The organism is Desulfosporosinus sp. FKB (genome assembly GCF_002196705.1).
Taxonomy (GTDB): Bacteria; Bacillota; Desulfitobacteriia; order Desulfitobacteriales; family Desulfitobacteriaceae; genus Desulfosporosinus.
On sequence record NZ_NADJ01000033.1, the window covers coordinates 61,007 to 76,469 of the forward strand.

The 15,463-nt window shown below is 43.5% G+C and carries 16 protein-coding genes and 1 tRNA gene; all 17 read left to right on the plus strand.

What is annotated here, in order from left to right; genetic code table 11:
• The first annotated feature begins 324 nt into the window (after positions 1–324).
• The 17 genes from B5Y67_RS11335 (at position 325) to B5Y67_RS11415 (ending at position 15,425) form a co-directional block, all read left to right on the plus strand.
• Complete coding sequence (locus tag B5Y67_RS11335) at positions 325–534, plus strand: FmdB family zinc ribbon protein (protein WP_348982303.1); 210 nt, start codon at positions 325–327, stop codon at positions 532–534.
• 39 nt (positions 535–573) lie between these two features.
• The gene (locus B5Y67_RS11340) at positions 574–1,020 is read left to right on the plus strand and encodes a tRNA (cytidine(34)-2'-O)-methyltransferase (protein WP_088226766.1); all 447 of its coding nucleotides are present in this window, start codon (positions 574–576) and stop codon (positions 1,018–1,020) included.
• A 15-nt stretch (positions 1,021–1,035) separates the two neighbouring features.
• On the plus strand, positions 1,036–1,878 hold the full coding sequence (locus B5Y67_RS11345; protein WP_088226552.1) for an MTAP family purine nucleoside phosphorylase: 843 nt from the start codon (positions 1,036–1,038) through the stop codon (positions 1,876–1,878).
• A gap of 2 nt (positions 1,879–1,880) precedes the next feature.
• Positions 1,881–2,924, plus strand: a complete 1,044-nt coding sequence (locus B5Y67_RS11350) for an MraY family glycosyltransferase (protein WP_088226553.1) — start codon at positions 1,881–1,883, stop codon at positions 2,922–2,924.
• Between the two features lie 121 nt (positions 2,925–3,045).
• Positions 3,046–4,002 carry a glycosyl hydrolase family 18 protein gene (locus B5Y67_RS11355; RefSeq protein WP_088226554.1) on the plus strand — a complete coding sequence of 319 codons (957 nt, stop codon included), beginning with the start codon at positions 3,046–3,048 and terminating at the stop codon, positions 4,000–4,002.
• A 23-nt stretch (positions 4,003–4,025) separates the two neighbouring features.
• Positions 4,026–4,727 (plus strand): metal-dependent hydrolase, encoded by a 702-nt coding sequence (locus tag B5Y67_RS11360; protein ID WP_088226555.1) that lies wholly within the window; start codon positions 4,026–4,028, stop codon positions 4,725–4,727.
• Positions 4,728–4,850: 123 nt separating this feature from the next.
• Entirely contained in the window at positions 4,851–4,991 is a 141-nt protein-coding gene (locus B5Y67_RS11365) for a cleavage protein (protein WP_088226556.1), read from the plus strand.
• Between the two features lies 1 nt (position 4,992).
• A complete protein-coding gene (locus tag B5Y67_RS11370) occupies positions 4,993–5,190 on the plus strand; it encodes a small, acid-soluble spore protein, alpha/beta type (protein WP_088226557.1) in 198 nt (65 codons plus the stop codon).
• 68 nt (positions 5,191–5,258) lie between these two features.
• Complete coding sequence (locus B5Y67_RS11375) at positions 5,259–6,590, plus strand: DRTGG domain-containing protein (protein WP_088226558.1); 1,332 nt, start codon at positions 5,259–5,261, stop codon at positions 6,588–6,590.
• Positions 6,591–6,703: 113 nt separating this feature from the next.
• Complete coding sequence (locus tag B5Y67_RS11380; protein WP_242975939.1) at positions 6,704–10,156, plus strand: DNA polymerase III subunit alpha; 3,453 nt, start codon at positions 6,704–6,706, stop codon at positions 10,154–10,156.
• A 78-nt stretch (positions 10,157–10,234) separates the two neighbouring features.
• Positions 10,235–10,744 (plus strand): pantetheine-phosphate adenylyltransferase, encoded by a 510-nt coding sequence (gene coaD, locus B5Y67_RS11385; protein ID WP_088226560.1) that lies wholly within the window; start codon positions 10,235–10,237, stop codon positions 10,742–10,744.
• 70 nt (positions 10,745–10,814) lie between these two features.
• Positions 10,815–11,015 carry a glutamate decarboxylase gene (locus tag B5Y67_RS11390; RefSeq protein ID WP_047809209.1) on the plus strand — a complete coding sequence of 67 codons (201 nt, stop codon included), beginning with the start codon at positions 10,815–10,817 and terminating at the stop codon, positions 11,013–11,015.
• Positions 11,016–11,017: 2 nt separating this feature from the next.
• Complete coding sequence (accD, locus tag B5Y67_RS11395; RefSeq protein ID WP_088226561.1) at positions 11,018–11,932, plus strand: acetyl-CoA carboxylase, carboxyltransferase subunit beta; 915 nt, start codon at positions 11,018–11,020, stop codon at positions 11,930–11,932.
• Positions 11,916–12,878 carry an acetyl-CoA carboxylase carboxyltransferase subunit alpha gene (locus tag B5Y67_RS11400; RefSeq protein WP_088226562.1) on the plus strand — a complete coding sequence of 321 codons (963 nt, stop codon included), beginning with the start codon at positions 11,916–11,918 and terminating at the stop codon, positions 12,876–12,878. The genes accD and B5Y67_RS11400 overlap by 17 nt, the downstream gene beginning before the upstream one ends.
• Before the next feature lie 79 nt (positions 12,879–12,957).
• Positions 12,958–13,043, plus strand: a tRNA-Leu gene (locus tag B5Y67_RS11405).
• A gap of 178 nt (positions 13,044–13,221) precedes the next feature.
• Positions 13,222–13,905 carry a response regulator transcription factor gene (locus B5Y67_RS11410; RefSeq protein WP_088226563.1) on the plus strand — a complete coding sequence of 228 codons (684 nt, stop codon included), beginning with the start codon at positions 13,222–13,224 and terminating at the stop codon, positions 13,903–13,905.
• On the plus strand, positions 13,902–15,425 hold the full coding sequence (locus B5Y67_RS11415) for an ATP-binding protein (protein ID WP_088226564.1): 1,524 nt from the start codon (positions 13,902–13,904) through the stop codon (positions 15,423–15,425). The genes B5Y67_RS11410 and B5Y67_RS11415 overlap by 4 nt, the downstream gene beginning before the upstream one ends.
• Positions 15,426–15,463: the final 38 nt, after the last annotated feature.

Below are 15,463 nucleotides of genomic sequence, written 5' to 3' on the forward strand. Positions count from 1 at the left end.
AGAACAACAAGAATTACAAGGACGTTTTATATAACAGAGGCTTATTTTGATACTAGTAACTTTAGCAAAAACCTGAGGGAACATCCAGACGATCTGGCGTAATTATACAAAATATCTGTCCTGCGGCGGATAGATAGACGATATATTTAGTAAAGTTTAATATGGTCAATATTAAATTCTCTAATAAAGGGGAAATAAAGGGGAAAAAAGCAGACAAAAGTTTGGGTTTGCAATAATTTCAGGTTATAATAGGTAATCATAAGCAAAACCTTTTATAAGAGCTGAAATAAGCTTTAAGTAGTGGGAGGCTGCATTAAATTGCCCATGTATGAATTCAAATGTCCAAGTTGTGGCTTGCTAACCACAGAATTATGCAGATTAGGCGAAAATGGAGAGTCCCTATCATGTCCCGGCTGCGGACATAAGGGTCTTTCCAAAAAATTATCCAAATTTTCAAGTCCCGGAGTGACTAAAGGAAGCAGCGGCGGAACTTGTTCACCCGGGTGTCATGGGAATTGTTCCGGGTGTCATTGAAAGGGGAACCAGGTTTTGAACAATCGACTTAATATAGTAATGGTTGAGCCGGAAATCCCGCCCAATACGGGAAATGTGGCTCGGCTTTGCGCTGCAACAGGAGCTGCACTCCATCTGGTCAAACCATTGGGTTTTAGCATTGACGATAAGCATTTAAAGCGTGCCGGCTTAGATTATTGGCACCTTCTTGATATCTATTATTATGACAATTTTAATGATTTTGAAGAAAAAAACCCTGGCGGACTCCGTTACTTAGCAACGACAAAAGGTGGCCGTTCCTACACCGACATGGTTTATGAACCGGGGGGATATTTAATTTTCGGTAAGGAAACGAAAGGATTATCACCCGAAATTTTGGGTCGTTACCCGGACAAGACTATAAGACTGCCGATGCGTGCGGAAGCGCGTTCCTTGAACTTATCCAATTCAGTAGCTGTTGTTGTTTATGAAGTATTGCGTCAATGGGGTTTTCCGAATCTTGTTTAAAAAGGGGGAGAAACTATGATACCCAAAGTTGACGTAGGGTTAATATGTGGTTCAAGTACTAATTCGATTTCCTTTCCTAAAGATTTAAAGATACCCGGAACAAAAGTGCTGGGTGAGGCATTGATTTTTGATACCCCTTATGGACCGTCGCCGGAATTTGCCCATTTTTCTTATGCAGGCAAAGAGGCTTTAACGTGCCGGATGCATGGCTGGAGACAGGGAGTCACCAGAGCTCAGGCTTCTCAGCAAATTTTTTGGGTTTTTCATCAAGCTGGGGTCCACGTGGTTTTAACTGAGGGCGGGGTCGGGGGAATTAATCATCTGCTAAAACCTCGTGACATTATTATCCCTCACGATTATTTGGACTTTTCAATGCGGAAAGATGTGTCCATCGGACTTCCCTATTTGTTAACCATGCGCAATGCAGTTTGCCCGGACTTGATTAAAGTCTTACATGAGACCGTTTTGCAAAACCAGCCTCCGCGCTATGTCTTTGAACGAGGGGTTTATGTTTGTACGGACGGGCGTCATTTTGAAAGTCCATCTGAAGTTCAGATGTTTAAACAAATGGGCGGCGATGTCATTGGGCAATCCATGTGCCCGGAAGTATATCTGGCCCGGGAAATCGGGGCCCATTACGCTACGGTTCAGCTTGTTGTTAACTATGCTGAAGGCATCATCAAGGATTGGGAACACGAGGAATTAGCCGATATTTTTTATAATCAGTCCAATTTTGCCGGCAGGATTTTGTTAAATGCTATGGCTATGCTTCCTCAAACCTTTTCCTGTTCTTGTTTGGAACTGCGCCAACCGACGATGCTGCGTGACAAGCTTGAGCCTAAGACTGCGGAGGAATAATCATGGCCTATATACTAACCTTTGCCTTGGCCTTAGTAATTGCAGTTGTCTGTACACCGCTGACGATGAAACTGGCCCAAAAATGGGGAGCCATTGCTTACCCTGGAGGCCGCCATGTCCATAAAAAACCTATTCCCCGTTTGGGCGGATTGGCATTGTACGCCGGTTTTTGGCTGGCGGCGGCATTAACCCAGAAATGGGATCTATCATTCTGGGGGCTATTTTTAGGCAGTACGTTAATTACGTTGGTTGGTGTTTGTGATGACATATGGGAAATCCGTCCAATAGTAAAGCTCTTTTGGCAAATTGTTTCAGCGGCGTTACTCTTTGGCTTTAATTTTTCCTTAGATTTCATTAAACTTCCTCTGATCGGGCGGCCAATTTACTTCACGGGTCTTTGGCTTGGTATTGTAGGTTTTGCTTTAATGCTCTTTTGGATAGTTGGCCTGGTCAATACAGTTAATATCTCGGATGGCTTAGATGGACTCGCCGCTGGGATATGCTTTATGGCGGCGCTGTTGTTATTCTGGTCAGCAAATCAAATCAGTAGTCCTGCAGCGCATCTGACCTTGGCTTTAGCCGGATCACTGCTGGGATTTTTATTGTTTAATTTTCCCCCGGCGAAGGTATTTATGGGTGATTCCGGAAGTATGTTTATCGGCTATATTATTGGTGGCCTTTCCATTTACGGATTGCTTAAGACTGCGACAATTTTAGGCGTGGTTTTTCCACTTCTCGTTATGGGCATGCCGGTAACGGACTTAACCTTTGCTATTATTCGCCGTAAACTTAGAGGACAATCCGTGGCCACCGCCGATCGAGGACATTTGCATCATCGGCTTCTGGACGCGGGCCTTACCCAGCGTCAGGCAGTTTTGTCAATGTATGGAATCAGTGCTTGCTTCGGCATTTCCGCAGTTTTAGGAGCCAAAGGACAATGGATTATGGCTTTAGTTATTCTCATCCTTGTTTTTGCGCTCCTGGTAATTATTTTAATGCGCAGAACTGCAATGTTGGCTGTTTTCGGCCGTCGTCACTCAAAATAGAAGTTTAATGATAATCGAGGACTTAAAGAAGCCCGAATTTCTCCGAAGCTTCCCATATAGTAGTATTCTTCACACTTATACCCTCTGCGATGCATATGATGATCGGAAAGGGGGTATAAGTATGCCACTGAATGTTTTTGCCTTTTACAATGGACTAACGGAACAAGTAAAGGGTTACCCGTATTTGGTACAATATGGAAACACTATCGATCAGTTCGATATTTTTCAAATGCCTATTCAGAATGATGGAACGCTTCAAGGCAGACCCAGTCAAAAAATAATCACCGAAGTCCATGCCAAGGGGATTAAGGTTTTTTTAACCGTCAGTAACTTGACCCAGAGGGGACTCTTTTCGACAGATTTAATGACCCGGTTGGTGCGGGACCGACAATTCGCAGATTATGTTTGGGGGAACATACGGAATCTTCTGGCACAGTATCAGTTTGATGGAGTCAATCTAGATCTGGAAAAAGCGAGTCCGGGAGACCGGCAGCTTTTTACTCAGCTTATCCAAAGGTGGTCAACCCTGTTTCATCAAGCGAACTATATTGTTACTATTGATGTGCCAGCAAAGTCCTCGAGTGAACCTCTTGATCCGTGGAAAGGTGTCTTTGATTATCAGGCTATCGGCCAGGTTGTTGATGAGGTTATCATCATGACTTATGAAGAGCATTGGCCGGCGAGTCCTCCGGGATCAGTAGCTTCTTTGCCTTGGGTCAATGAGAATTTAAACTATGCTTTAGCAAATATTCCGGCTCGCAAAATCTATATGGGTATTCCGCTTTACGGCTATGATTGGTCAGAACGAGGCGGGGCCCAGAGCATCAGTTACCAAAGGGCAGTAGACCTCGCTAAACGTTATGGCGCTCCAATACTTTGGGATTCAAGACAACACGGCTTGCATTTTCGCTATGAAACTATGGGTGTTAAACATACCGTTTACTTCGAAGACCCTCGCAGCTTGAAAGATAAACTGGACCTTGCTTTAAGTAAGGGCATTCGAGGAGTAGCCCTTTGGGAAATGAATTTAAGTTATCCTGCATTGTGGGAAGTGCTTCAAGTATATTCAGCGCGCTAAAGCGATCAGATGGAGGTTAAAGAATGAATATTCGTTTCCACGGACATTCGTGCTTCGAAATTGAGAGCGAGGCAGGAAGAATCATTATTGATCCCTATTTAAGAGGGAACCCGAGTACTACAGCAAAACCTGAAGACTTCAAACAGCTTGATGCGATTTTAGTTACCCACGGTCACCACGATCATTTAGGCGATGCTGTAGAATTGTCGCAACAAACAGGTGCTCCTATTATTGCAGTCTATGAGCTAGCGGCCTATTGCCAAAGTCAAGGCGCCGCGACCCATGGCATGCATATTGGAGGAAAACATCTTTTCCCTTTCGGATGGGTTAAGCTTACTTTGGCACTTCATGGTTCAGGGATTGAAGAGACAGCAGGAGGGCCTATGATCTATGGCGGCCCCCCCTGCGGCTTTCTCCTGCAAATAGAAGGGAAATGGCTTTACCATGCCGGAGATACCGGATTATTTGGAGATATGGAACTGATTGGCTTGCGGCATCCTTTGGAACTCGCCATGCTGCCCATCGGTGATAACTTTGGCATGGGCGTCGAGGAAGCGGCCCACGCATCCCAATTACTGCGCTCAAAAGCAGTTATCCCCATGCATTACAATACCTTTCCTCTTATCAACCAGGATGTTAACGAGTTCCTGCGCATGCTGCAGCGCAGAGTTCCAGAGACGAAGGGCGTAGTACTTAATGCAGGGGAATCTTTCGAATTAGTTTAGTCCATATAACATATAACATAAAATGAAAACTGAATAATAATTTTGCTGAAATATCCCGCTTGTCGATCAGGCGGGATATTTTTAATTAAAAAGGGCAAAACTTTTAGAAAAGGAGATGAGAACATGACCAGAAAAATGTGTACCCTTCGTTGTCTCTATGGAGTTGACGGACGTTGTCGCTTAGAACATTTGCTAGGAGATAGAGGACCAAATTGCCCACATTATGAAGAAGATCTATTTGCCATGAGCAGGGGGAGGATATAAGATGAAATCAGCAAAACCAAGATTAAGGCGAACAGACCCCTTAGAACCGTTGAAGATGGAAATAGCCGCAGAATTGGGACTTTTAGAGCAAGTTAAAACCAAAGGCTGGCATTCCTTAAACGCCAAAGATGCCGGCAAGATCGGCGGATTAATGACCCAACGGCGGAGACGGGAAAATCTTAAAGATAGAAACGAATAAGCTAGTTCGATCTTCAATCATATGGTATAATTACTGATTGGATAGTAATAAGTGGGGAGCGTTATCACTTGACAAAACATCAACAAATATTAACATTCATTGAAGATTTAGCTATCGGCAGTAAGGTTTCTGTCCGTTTTATCGCTAAAGCCTTAGACGTCAGTGAAGGGACAGCTTATCGTGCCATTAAAGAAGCTGAGGCTAAGGGATTAGTTCGCTCAATTCCCAAAGTTGGTACCATACGAATTGAAGGGGTTAAGGAACGCCAGATCGAGGATTTAACGTTGCGCGAAGTGTCACAGATCGCCGAAGGGGTTGTTATCTGTGGCTTTGAGCATCTCGATCGTTCCCCCCATAAATTTGTTATTGCATCTATGGAACTTGATGCCATGGGACGGTATTTGGAAGAAAATGCCTTGTGCATTATTGGCAATCGTCATGATGCTCAGATTCTGGCTTTAGAACATAATGCCTCCTTATTAATCACAGGAGGTTTAGAACCTGACGAAGACATTGTAGCTTTGGCGCGGCAGCGTGAGTTAGTCATTATTCAATCACCCTATGATACATTTGCCGTTACTTCTATGATTAATCGCGCTCTCTATGATCGATTAATTCAAAAAGAGCTTATTTTAGTCGAAGATATTATGGTCAAAGATGTTAAGTATTTGAATGTCGATGCTACCGTAGAAGATTGGCGGAATCTTTCCCAAAGTACAGACCATAGCCGCTTTCCGGTCGTTGATAATGACATGAATCTTGTGGGGATTGTCACGGCGGTTGATGTTGCCGGGGAGGATCTCAAAACTCCGATCAAGGACGTTATGAACGGCAATCCCTTTATGGTTGGCCGCGATGATCCTGTAACCCATATTTCGCGCATTATGGTTTGGGAAGGATGGGAAATTGCAGTCGTAGCGGATCAGGGTAAGTTAATAGGAATTATCAGTTTACAAGATGTCATTGAAGCTTATCAGCAAGTTCAGAAACAGCCTCAGTTCGGAGAGACTGTTGATAATCTGGTGTTAAGTGGATTCCGATTTGTTGATGATTCCGAACATCTTTCCATTGAAGGTGAAATTACCAACGCCATGGTGGATGACTACGGATCAGCCAGTTGTGGTGTTATTGTTACAGTCATGAATATGGCTGGATATATCGGGCTTCGCAAGAAATACAGACTCAACGCAATTACCGAAAACTTTACTCTCTATCAGCTTCAGCCCATACCTGTAGGGACGGAAATTACCGTTACTGCTAAACTTCTTTTGGTAGCTAAGAAACATTGTAATATTGAAGTAGAAGTTATGGTTGAAAATGAAATAGTTGCTAAAGGTCTGATGACAGCACGTATTGGAGATAAAAAACTAGTGAATGAAAGCAGTTCTTTAATTAATTGAAGATGATTTTATTCCTTGGCAAAGTTACAGATTATAAATGAATCAACAATTTTTGAATGACGGGTCTTGAATTTTTCAAGACCTTTGCTATATATCTTGAGGAGAGATATGTGATGTTTGTTCACCTTCACAACCATACGGAGTACAGTCTGCTTGACGGAGCTGCCCGCATTAATAATTTAGTCAAGCGTGCTGCTGAATTGAATATGCCGGCACTGGCAATTACCGATCATGGGGTAATGTATGGAGTCATTGACTTCTACAAAGCGTGCCGCAAAGTGGGCATTAAGCCGATTATCGGATGTGAAGTTTATGTTGCTCCTAATAAACGGACGGATAAAGTTCCGGGAAGAGACGATAAAAACTACCATTTAGTTCTTCTCGCGGAAAATGAAGAAGGATATCGCAACTTAATCCGCTTAGTATCCATGGCTCATATTGAAGGCTTTTACTATAAGCCTAGAGTAGATAAAGAAATTCTGCACAACTATTCCAGCGGAATTATTGCCCTTAGTGCCTGCTTGGCCGGAGAAGTGGCAGATTATCTCCTTAATGATCAATTAGAAATGGCAGTTCAAAGCGCATTGGATTATGAAAGGATTTTTGGCAAAGGTAATTTTTACCTTGAAATTCAGGACCATGGAATTGATAAACAGCTGAAGGTTATGCAGGGAATATGGAAGATTCATGAACTCACGGGAATTCCTATCGCAGCTACTAATGACGTGCATTATGTAAATCGTGACGATGCTCTTGTTCAAGATGCTTTGCTGAGTATCCAAACCGGCAAGACCTTAACGGATACCTCGCGAATGAGGTTTTCAAGTCAGGAATTTTTTCTTAAATCAGAACAAGAGATGGCCCTGTTGTTTGGAGAACATCCTGAGGTTTTAGACAATACTGCCAAAATTGCCGAGCGTTGTCAGGTGGATTTTAAGTTTGGAGAAAATTTCTTGCCGGTTTTTGACGTTCCCTCTGGATACACCTTAGACGGATATCTGGAAGCTCAATGCCGAGAGGCTTTTCCGCGTTTCTATCCCCAAATGACTAAAAATGAACGAGAGCGTTTAGACTATGAGCTTCGAGTTATTTCTCAAACCGGCTTTTCGGGATATTTCCTGATCGTTGCTGACTTTTGCCGATTTGCCAGAGAGAACGGAGTAGCTGTCGGTCCGGGACGGGGCTCTGCCGCTGCCAGCATGGTTGCGTACTTGCTTGGAATTACCTCCGTTGAACCCCTTAGTCATGATTTGTTGTTCGAACGTTTTTTAAATCCGGAACGAATTTCTATGCCGGATATTGATATAGATTTTGACCCGGAGGGCCGTGAGCGAGTCATTCGCTATGTGACGGAAAAATACGGTTCAGACAAGGTTTGCCAAATTATTACCTTTGGAACCATGGGGGCCAAAGCAGCTATCCGAGACGGGGGGAGGGTGTTGGCGATTCCTTTGGCTCGTGTGGATAAAGTTGCCAAGGCCATTCCTTCAGATCCGGGTATAACTTTGGAAAAGGCTCTGCAGATGTCTCCGGATTTAGCTCAAATGGTCGAAGAGGATGAAGAAATTAAGAGGCTTTATAAGCTGGCCCAATCCCTTGAAGGGATGACGAGACACGCTTCCACCCATGCCGCAGGGGTTGTGATTTCTAAAGATCCTCTGATGAATCATTTGCCTCTGCAGAGAACTTCAGAGGATTTTGTGATGACTCAATTTCCCATGAAAATAGTTGAAGAAATTGGGTTGTTAAAGATGGATTTTCTCGGCTTGAGAAATTTAACCATCATCCAAGAGGCAGTGAAACGGGTTGAGGCAACTCATGGGATCAAACTTGATTTGCGGTCACTATCCTTAGACGATCCTAAAACCTATCAACTGCTTGCCTCAGGAAACAGCACCGGGATCTTTCAGTTTGAGTCCGGTGGGATGAGAGCTGTCCTCAAAGAAGTAAAACCAACCTGTTTCGAAGATATTATTGCAGTGGGAGCATTATATCGGCCAGGTCCTATGGATCAGATTCCCGAGTTTATCCGCCGCAAGCATGGTGGCCAAATCACCTACTTACACCCTAAGTTGGAATCCATACTTAAATCAACCTATGGAATTATCGTTTATCAGGAACAGGTTATGCAGATTGCCAGAGATTTAGCGGGTTATTCTTTAGGGCGAGCAGATTTGCTACGACGGGCTATGGGGAAAAAGAAAAAGGAAATTATGGCTGAGGAACGCCAGAACTTTATCTATGGCCTACAGGATGAAAAGGGACAGTGGCTTATTCCGGGGGCCCTCCGCCTCGGTTTAACCAGTGAAAAGGCCGAAGAAATTTTTGATTTAATGGCCAAGTTTGCGGAATACGGTTTTAATAAAGGACACGCTACCGCCTACGCTGTGATCTCGTATCAGACCGCTTATTTAAAGGCAAACTATCCCTTAGAATTTATGGCAGCTCTTTTAAGCAGTGTCATGGGCTCCCCCGACAAAATATCCTTCTATATACAGGATGCCAAACAAAATGGAATTGAAGTGCTTCCGCCTGATGTGCAGTACAGTCAAATAGGATTTTCAACAGAAAAAAGGGCCATTCGCTTTGGACTGGGGGCCATCCGCAACGTTGGAGTCAATGTGGTGGAGAAAATCTTGGAAGCCAGACAAGATGGTCCCTTCCAATCTCTTTACGATTTTTGTATGCGTGTGGACCAAAAGGTCTTAAACCGACGCGTTCTTGAAAGCTTAATTCGGTCGGGAGCCATGAGTTCCTTTGGTACTCGGGTTCAGGCCTTGGCAGTTCTCGATCAGGTTCTGGACACTGCTCAGCGGCGGCAAAAAGATCGGAATAATGGTCAATTCTCCCTTTTTGATCTAACAGAAGATATGGACCAAGGAATTACCCTGCCTGAACTGTCCGAGTTTGATGAACGGGAAATTCTGGAGATGGAAAAGGAGTATTTAGGCCTTTATTTAAGCGGTCATCCCCTTTCGTCGGTTATGCCACAGTTAAAGCCATTTGTCTCTTCGGATATTTTGACTTGTCTGGAAAGCGACGACGAAAAAAAGGTTGTTCTTGGAGGTTTAGTGACCGGTTTAAGACAAACAGTAACCAAAAAAGGCGAAATGATGGCGAGCTTTGTTTTGGAAGATTTGACCAGCGGAATTGAAGTTTTAGTGTTCCCGCGCGTCTTTGCCTTCACTCGGTCCTTGGGTAATGACCAAGTGGTTGTTATAACCGGCAGGTATAATATTCGCGAGGATGAAAAGAAGGTCTTTGCCGAGAAGATTACCCGCCTGGAAGAACTTAAACCTGCTGAAGAACCTGCTCAAAGTCGGGGGCTGCGGCTTTTTTTGAGATTTTCCAGCAATGAAAGTAACTACATGGCGGAAGTTTTGGAAATTTTGAAACGTCATCCCGGGAATCAGCCTGTTTATTTTTATTTTGCGGATAATCAGAAGGTTATTGAGGGTAATCGTGAGTTTTGGGTAACTGATGATGAGAAATTAAAAAATGCTTTGCTTAAGGTTCTGGGTAAAAGTAATGTTGTCTGGAAACCGGGAAAAATTTTACCCAAATAATTTTGCTAGCAGGATTTCTGAGTTTTAAGGCGAAACCCATGAAAATATCCTGTTATCCTGAAATAAAGGAGATTGAATGTGCGAACAGCGATTTATCCGGGAACCTTCGATCCGGTCACTAATGGGCATCTTGATATTTTAGTTCGTGGCAAAGAACTTTTTGATGGGGTAACGATTGCCATAGCAGCCGACAGTAAAAAGGCGCCACTGTTTACCCTTGGCGAGAGAATGGAGCTGCTTCTTGAAGCTACAAAGGATATGCCCAATGTAAATGTTCGTGTTTTTGAGGGCTTAACTGTGGAATTTGCCCGTAAATGTGGTGCTGTGGCGATTTTGAGAGGTCTGCGCGCTTTATCCGACTTTGAATATGAGTTTCAATTGGCCCTTATGAATAAAAAAATTGCTCCTGATATCGAAACGGTCTTCTTAATGACGCAAAGCAAATATTCTTTTATTAGTTCGAGTGCTATTAAATGGGCCTCCAGCTTACATGCCGGAGTAACAGAATTTGTAACGCCTAATGTGGAAAAAGCTCTAATGGCCAAATTCTCCAATCTGCGCTCAGAAGTTCGTGATGAGGATTCATAATAGGGCCCTTTGTTGCACAATTAATTGGGCTATGGTATCATAATACGGATTTAATAAGGGGGCTATTACTGTGTGGACCGTCATTTATATCGCACCCAACAAGTTAATCGCGGAAAAATATAAAACAATTCTCACAGACGAAGGAATGCTTGTTCAATTAAGACCCATTGGTTCTGCGCATTTAGGGGATCATGCTTCAGTGGAAATTCTTGTACCTGAATCTGAAGCAGATGAAGCCTATGAAATTATTACTGGCGCAATAGGGAGCTAACTATGTTCAAAGATATCTTTCGAAAAACGAAATACGTTACGATTCAATCGACTCCCGCTCCCAAGCGTACGACGCCTGATGGTGCACGCCAAGAACCTAAAACTGTTAAGAAAGAACTGCCTGATGGGTTGTGGGTAAAATGTCCGAAATGCGGTGAGGTTCTTTTCATTAAAGATCTTGAGGAAAATGCGCGAGTTTGTACAACTTGTTCCTATCATTTTCGAATTTCCGGTCGAGCCCGTTTAGCGTTGCTTGCTGATGAAAACAGCTTTGAAGAATGGGATTCGGAAATTCTTACTCTTGACCCTTTAGAGTTTCCCGGTTATGACGAGAAACTTCTTGAGGCTCAGGAAAAAGCGGGAATGATTGAAGGGGCTCTTACAGGCCGGGCTATGATTGAGGGAATTCCTGTTGTTTTGGCTTTTAATGAAGCTAATTTCATGATGGGCAGTATGGGGTCTGTAGTTGGGGAAAAGATTGCTCGTGCCGTTGAACGGGCGATTGATTTGCGCCTGCCCGTGGTCATTTTCTCTACTTCCGGCGGTGCCCGAATGCAAGAGGGAATTCTTTCTCTCTATCAAATGGCTAAGACAAGTGCAGCTTTGGGACGTTTAGCTGCAAATCATTTGTTATATATTTCGGTACTTACAGATCCGACCTTTGGAGGGGTCACGGCCAGCTATGCTTCTCTTGGTGATATTTTAATTGCTGAACCGAATGCTTTAATAGGATTTACCGGACCGAGAGTCATCAAGCAGACAATGAGGCAAGAATTGCCGGCGGGAGCCCAAACAGCTGAGTTTAACCAAATGCACGGTTTGATCGATCTTATTGTAGAACGTGCTCAAATGCGGTCTACACTGGCACGTTTGTTGCGGTACCATCAGGAAGGGGTTCAGCATGGCGCAACTGTTTGAATTTGAAAAACCTATTATAGAACTTGAACGGAAAATAGCGGAACTGCAAAAGTTTTCTGCTGAAAAAGATATTGATCTTTCCCGTGAAGTAGAGACCTTAGAGAAAAAAGTCTCTCTTCTTAAGAAAGAAATTTACGGCAATCTTGAACCGTGGCAAAAAGTCCAGATTGCCCGACATCCAGAGCGACCAAACTTCTACGATTATGCGCCGCTCTTATTTGACGATTTTATTGAACTTAAGGGAGACCGGTTGTATGCTGATGATCAGGCTATTGCCGGCGGGATGGCCTTCTTCCGAGGTGTACCAGTGACGGTGATTGCTCAAGTTAAAGGAAAAGACACCAAGGAAAATATTAAGCGCAATTTCGGTATGCCCCATCCTGAAGGGTATCGCAAAGCCTTGCGCTTAATGGATCAAGCAGAGAAGTTCGGGCGACCGATTTTGACCTTTATTGATACCCCTGGTGCGGCCTGCGATTTAGCAGCTGAAGAACGGGGACAAGGTGAAGCTATTGCAAGATGTTTGCTGGCTGTTTCCGGGTACCATGTACCGGTGATCTGTACGGTTATCGGAGAGGGTGGAAGCGGCGGCGCATTGGCACTGGGGGTAGGAAACGTCATTTTAATGCTGGAGAATTCCTTTTACTCTGTCATTGCTCCGGAAAGCTGCGCATCTATTCTTTGGAAAGACACATCAAAGGCTAAAGAAGCTGCGGGAGCCATGAAGATAACGGCTCAGGATCTGTTCAAATTGGGAGTTGCGGACGAAGTAGTCAGGGAACCTCAAGGCGGAGCACATTATAACTTAAGGCAGACCGCTGATGAATTGTCAGAGGTTATTGCCAAGTACCTTGTTCGTCTGAGGACAGAGTCTCCCGAAGCTCTGCAAGAAAAACGGTACCAGAAACTTCGGGCTATTGGAATGTTCCAAGAAAAATCGGTCTAATTCTCAAAAAAAGGCTTGACTTAAATGTTTAAATAAGTTATTATAGCTAAGTCGTATTATTTCATCGCGAATAAGATTTGGGCGAGTGGCGGAATGGCAGACGCGTCGGTCTCAAAATCCGATATATGTGAGTATGTGGGGGTTCAAGTCCCCCCTCGCCCACCAAAATGAAATTATTAAGAGCCTTTAGGGGCTCTATTTTATTATACATATGCACTTTGTTATTCCTTCAGCAAACTTTCAGGAACTCTTCAGTATTAATTCAGCTGCATATAGGAAAATAAATTAAAATCTTTGAGAATGATGTCTAAATAAAAGGTTCTATGATTTGGAGGACTTAGGAATGCAGAGCTTAAAAGGTATAAAAATACTTCTTGTAGATGATGAACCAAATATTTTGCAGTTTTTAGAAATGGGACTCCTGAATGAGGGCTTAGAGGTCCAAACGGCTCAGGATGGAATGACAGCGGTTACCCTTGCTAAAGAGTTTCACCCCCACATTATTATCCTGGATGTTATGATGCCGGGAATGGACGGCTTTGAAGTATGCCGGATGCTTAAAAAGACGGAAAATGTAGCGATCATTATGCTTACTGCGAAAGATGAAGTTGACGATCGTGTAAAAGGGCTGACCTTGGGCGCGGATGATTATATGATGAAACCTTTTAGTTTTGAGGAACTTTTAGCACGTATACAAGCGCGAATACGCAATCAATTTCCAAATCTTATGGGCGAGGTAGTCATCGGAGACTTTCGCATCGATGACCTGCGTAAAGAAATTCTCTACCAACAGCGCGTACTGGAGCTTTCAACTACAGAATATGAACTGCTCAAATTTATGGTGCTGAATCAAGGTATCGTCTTGAGTAAAGCGAAAATCTTAGATAAAGTATGGGGCTATGATTTCGGCGGAGACGAAAATATTGTCGAGGTTTATATTCGGTCTTTGCGAGATAAACTCAATGACAAAGAACATCGCTTAATTCGAACGTTACGCGGAGCGGGATACAGAGTTGACATATCATGATCTTAAAAACTCGGCTGAGACGTTATATGGTTCCTAATTCCCTGCGCTTTCAGCTCTTGTCCGGTTCCCTTATGCTTTTGGCTGGATTATTAATCGTTATTGGATTCTTGCAATATATTTTCATGCAGGGGTTTATTTATCAGAATCAGGCTAAAAGCATTCAGAGCCAGATTCAGTCTCTCCCGCCTGATGCTTGGATGATGATGGCCAATAGCGGTCAAGATACCACGGACATTCCAAAGGATAATTCTAATAACTCGACGGATTCAAGTTCGTTGGAGCCTCATCGCCATGGACCCTTCTTCTTGCTCCAAGACGCCCACATAGCCCTTATCGATCAGAAGGGGACATTCACAGAGCTTACTAATGGTTCCGGGGATGGGGGAACATCTCCTCGTTTAGCAGAGGAAGACTATAAGAATGCTTTGCAAAGCGATGAACATCACCTATCCTATCAAATTGTTAATCCAACAGGGGAAAATGAGCAGCTCATCGTTCTGCAAACGATTCGAACGAAAGATCATACTCAGGAACTAATTCAGGTGAGCATCAGTACTAAACCCCTAAAGAATATGATGTTGCATCAACTGCTTGTTTTTCTAGGGGTGTCGCTAATCGCTCTTGTTATTGGGATATTAGCCTTTATCCCCGTGCTGAGAAAAACCCTTGTTCCTTTATCAAACATGGTTGACAAGGTGGAACAAATTGATGCCGGAAATCTTGCTGAACGTTTACCAGTCGATCAAGGCCAAGTTGAGATCGATCATTTGGCTAATTCCTTTAACGGGATGCTGCAGCGGCTTGAGTCATCCTTCGATGCGGAAATAGAGTCCAAAGAGCAAATGCGCCGCTTTGTTGCCGACGCTTCTCATGAATTGCGCACTCCCCTGACGGCTATTCATGGTTTTTTAGAGGTACTGTTGCGCGGTGCCGTAAATCAACCGGATATGCTTGATCGTTCCTTAAAGAGTATGTACGCAGAATCAGAACGCATGAAGAAGTTGGTCGAAGACCTTCTTTTATTGGCTAAACTTGACCGCTCACCCAATATTCAGAGAAAAGAAGTTGTTTTGGACGAAGTTATTAAAGAAATGGCTCCCCAGTTAAGATTATTGGCCGGAGACCGGAAGGTTATTTTAGAACTGTCGTCTGATTTAAGGGGTTGGTTTGATGTTGACCGTCTTAAACAAGTTATCTTGAATCTCTTTCATAATGCGGTTCAACACACCGACTCTGAGAAAGGTGAAATTAAAGTTTCATTAATTAATGTCAAGGGCGGCGTTGAATTGTCTATCCGTGATAATGGTTCAGGGATCTCTGAGAAACATTTGCCAAAATTGTTTGATCGTTTTTATCGCAGCGATTCTTCCAGAACTCGAAAATATGGGGGTGCAGGGCTCGGCTTAGCAATTACAAAATCAATTGTGGAACTTCACGGCGGTACAATAAGGGTCGATAGTATTGTTGACGAAGGAACTGCCTTTTGCGTTTGGCTCCCCCTTACAGAAACATTAGAATAGCAGCTTTTTTAAAGGACTCTGAACACTGCGATGCATAC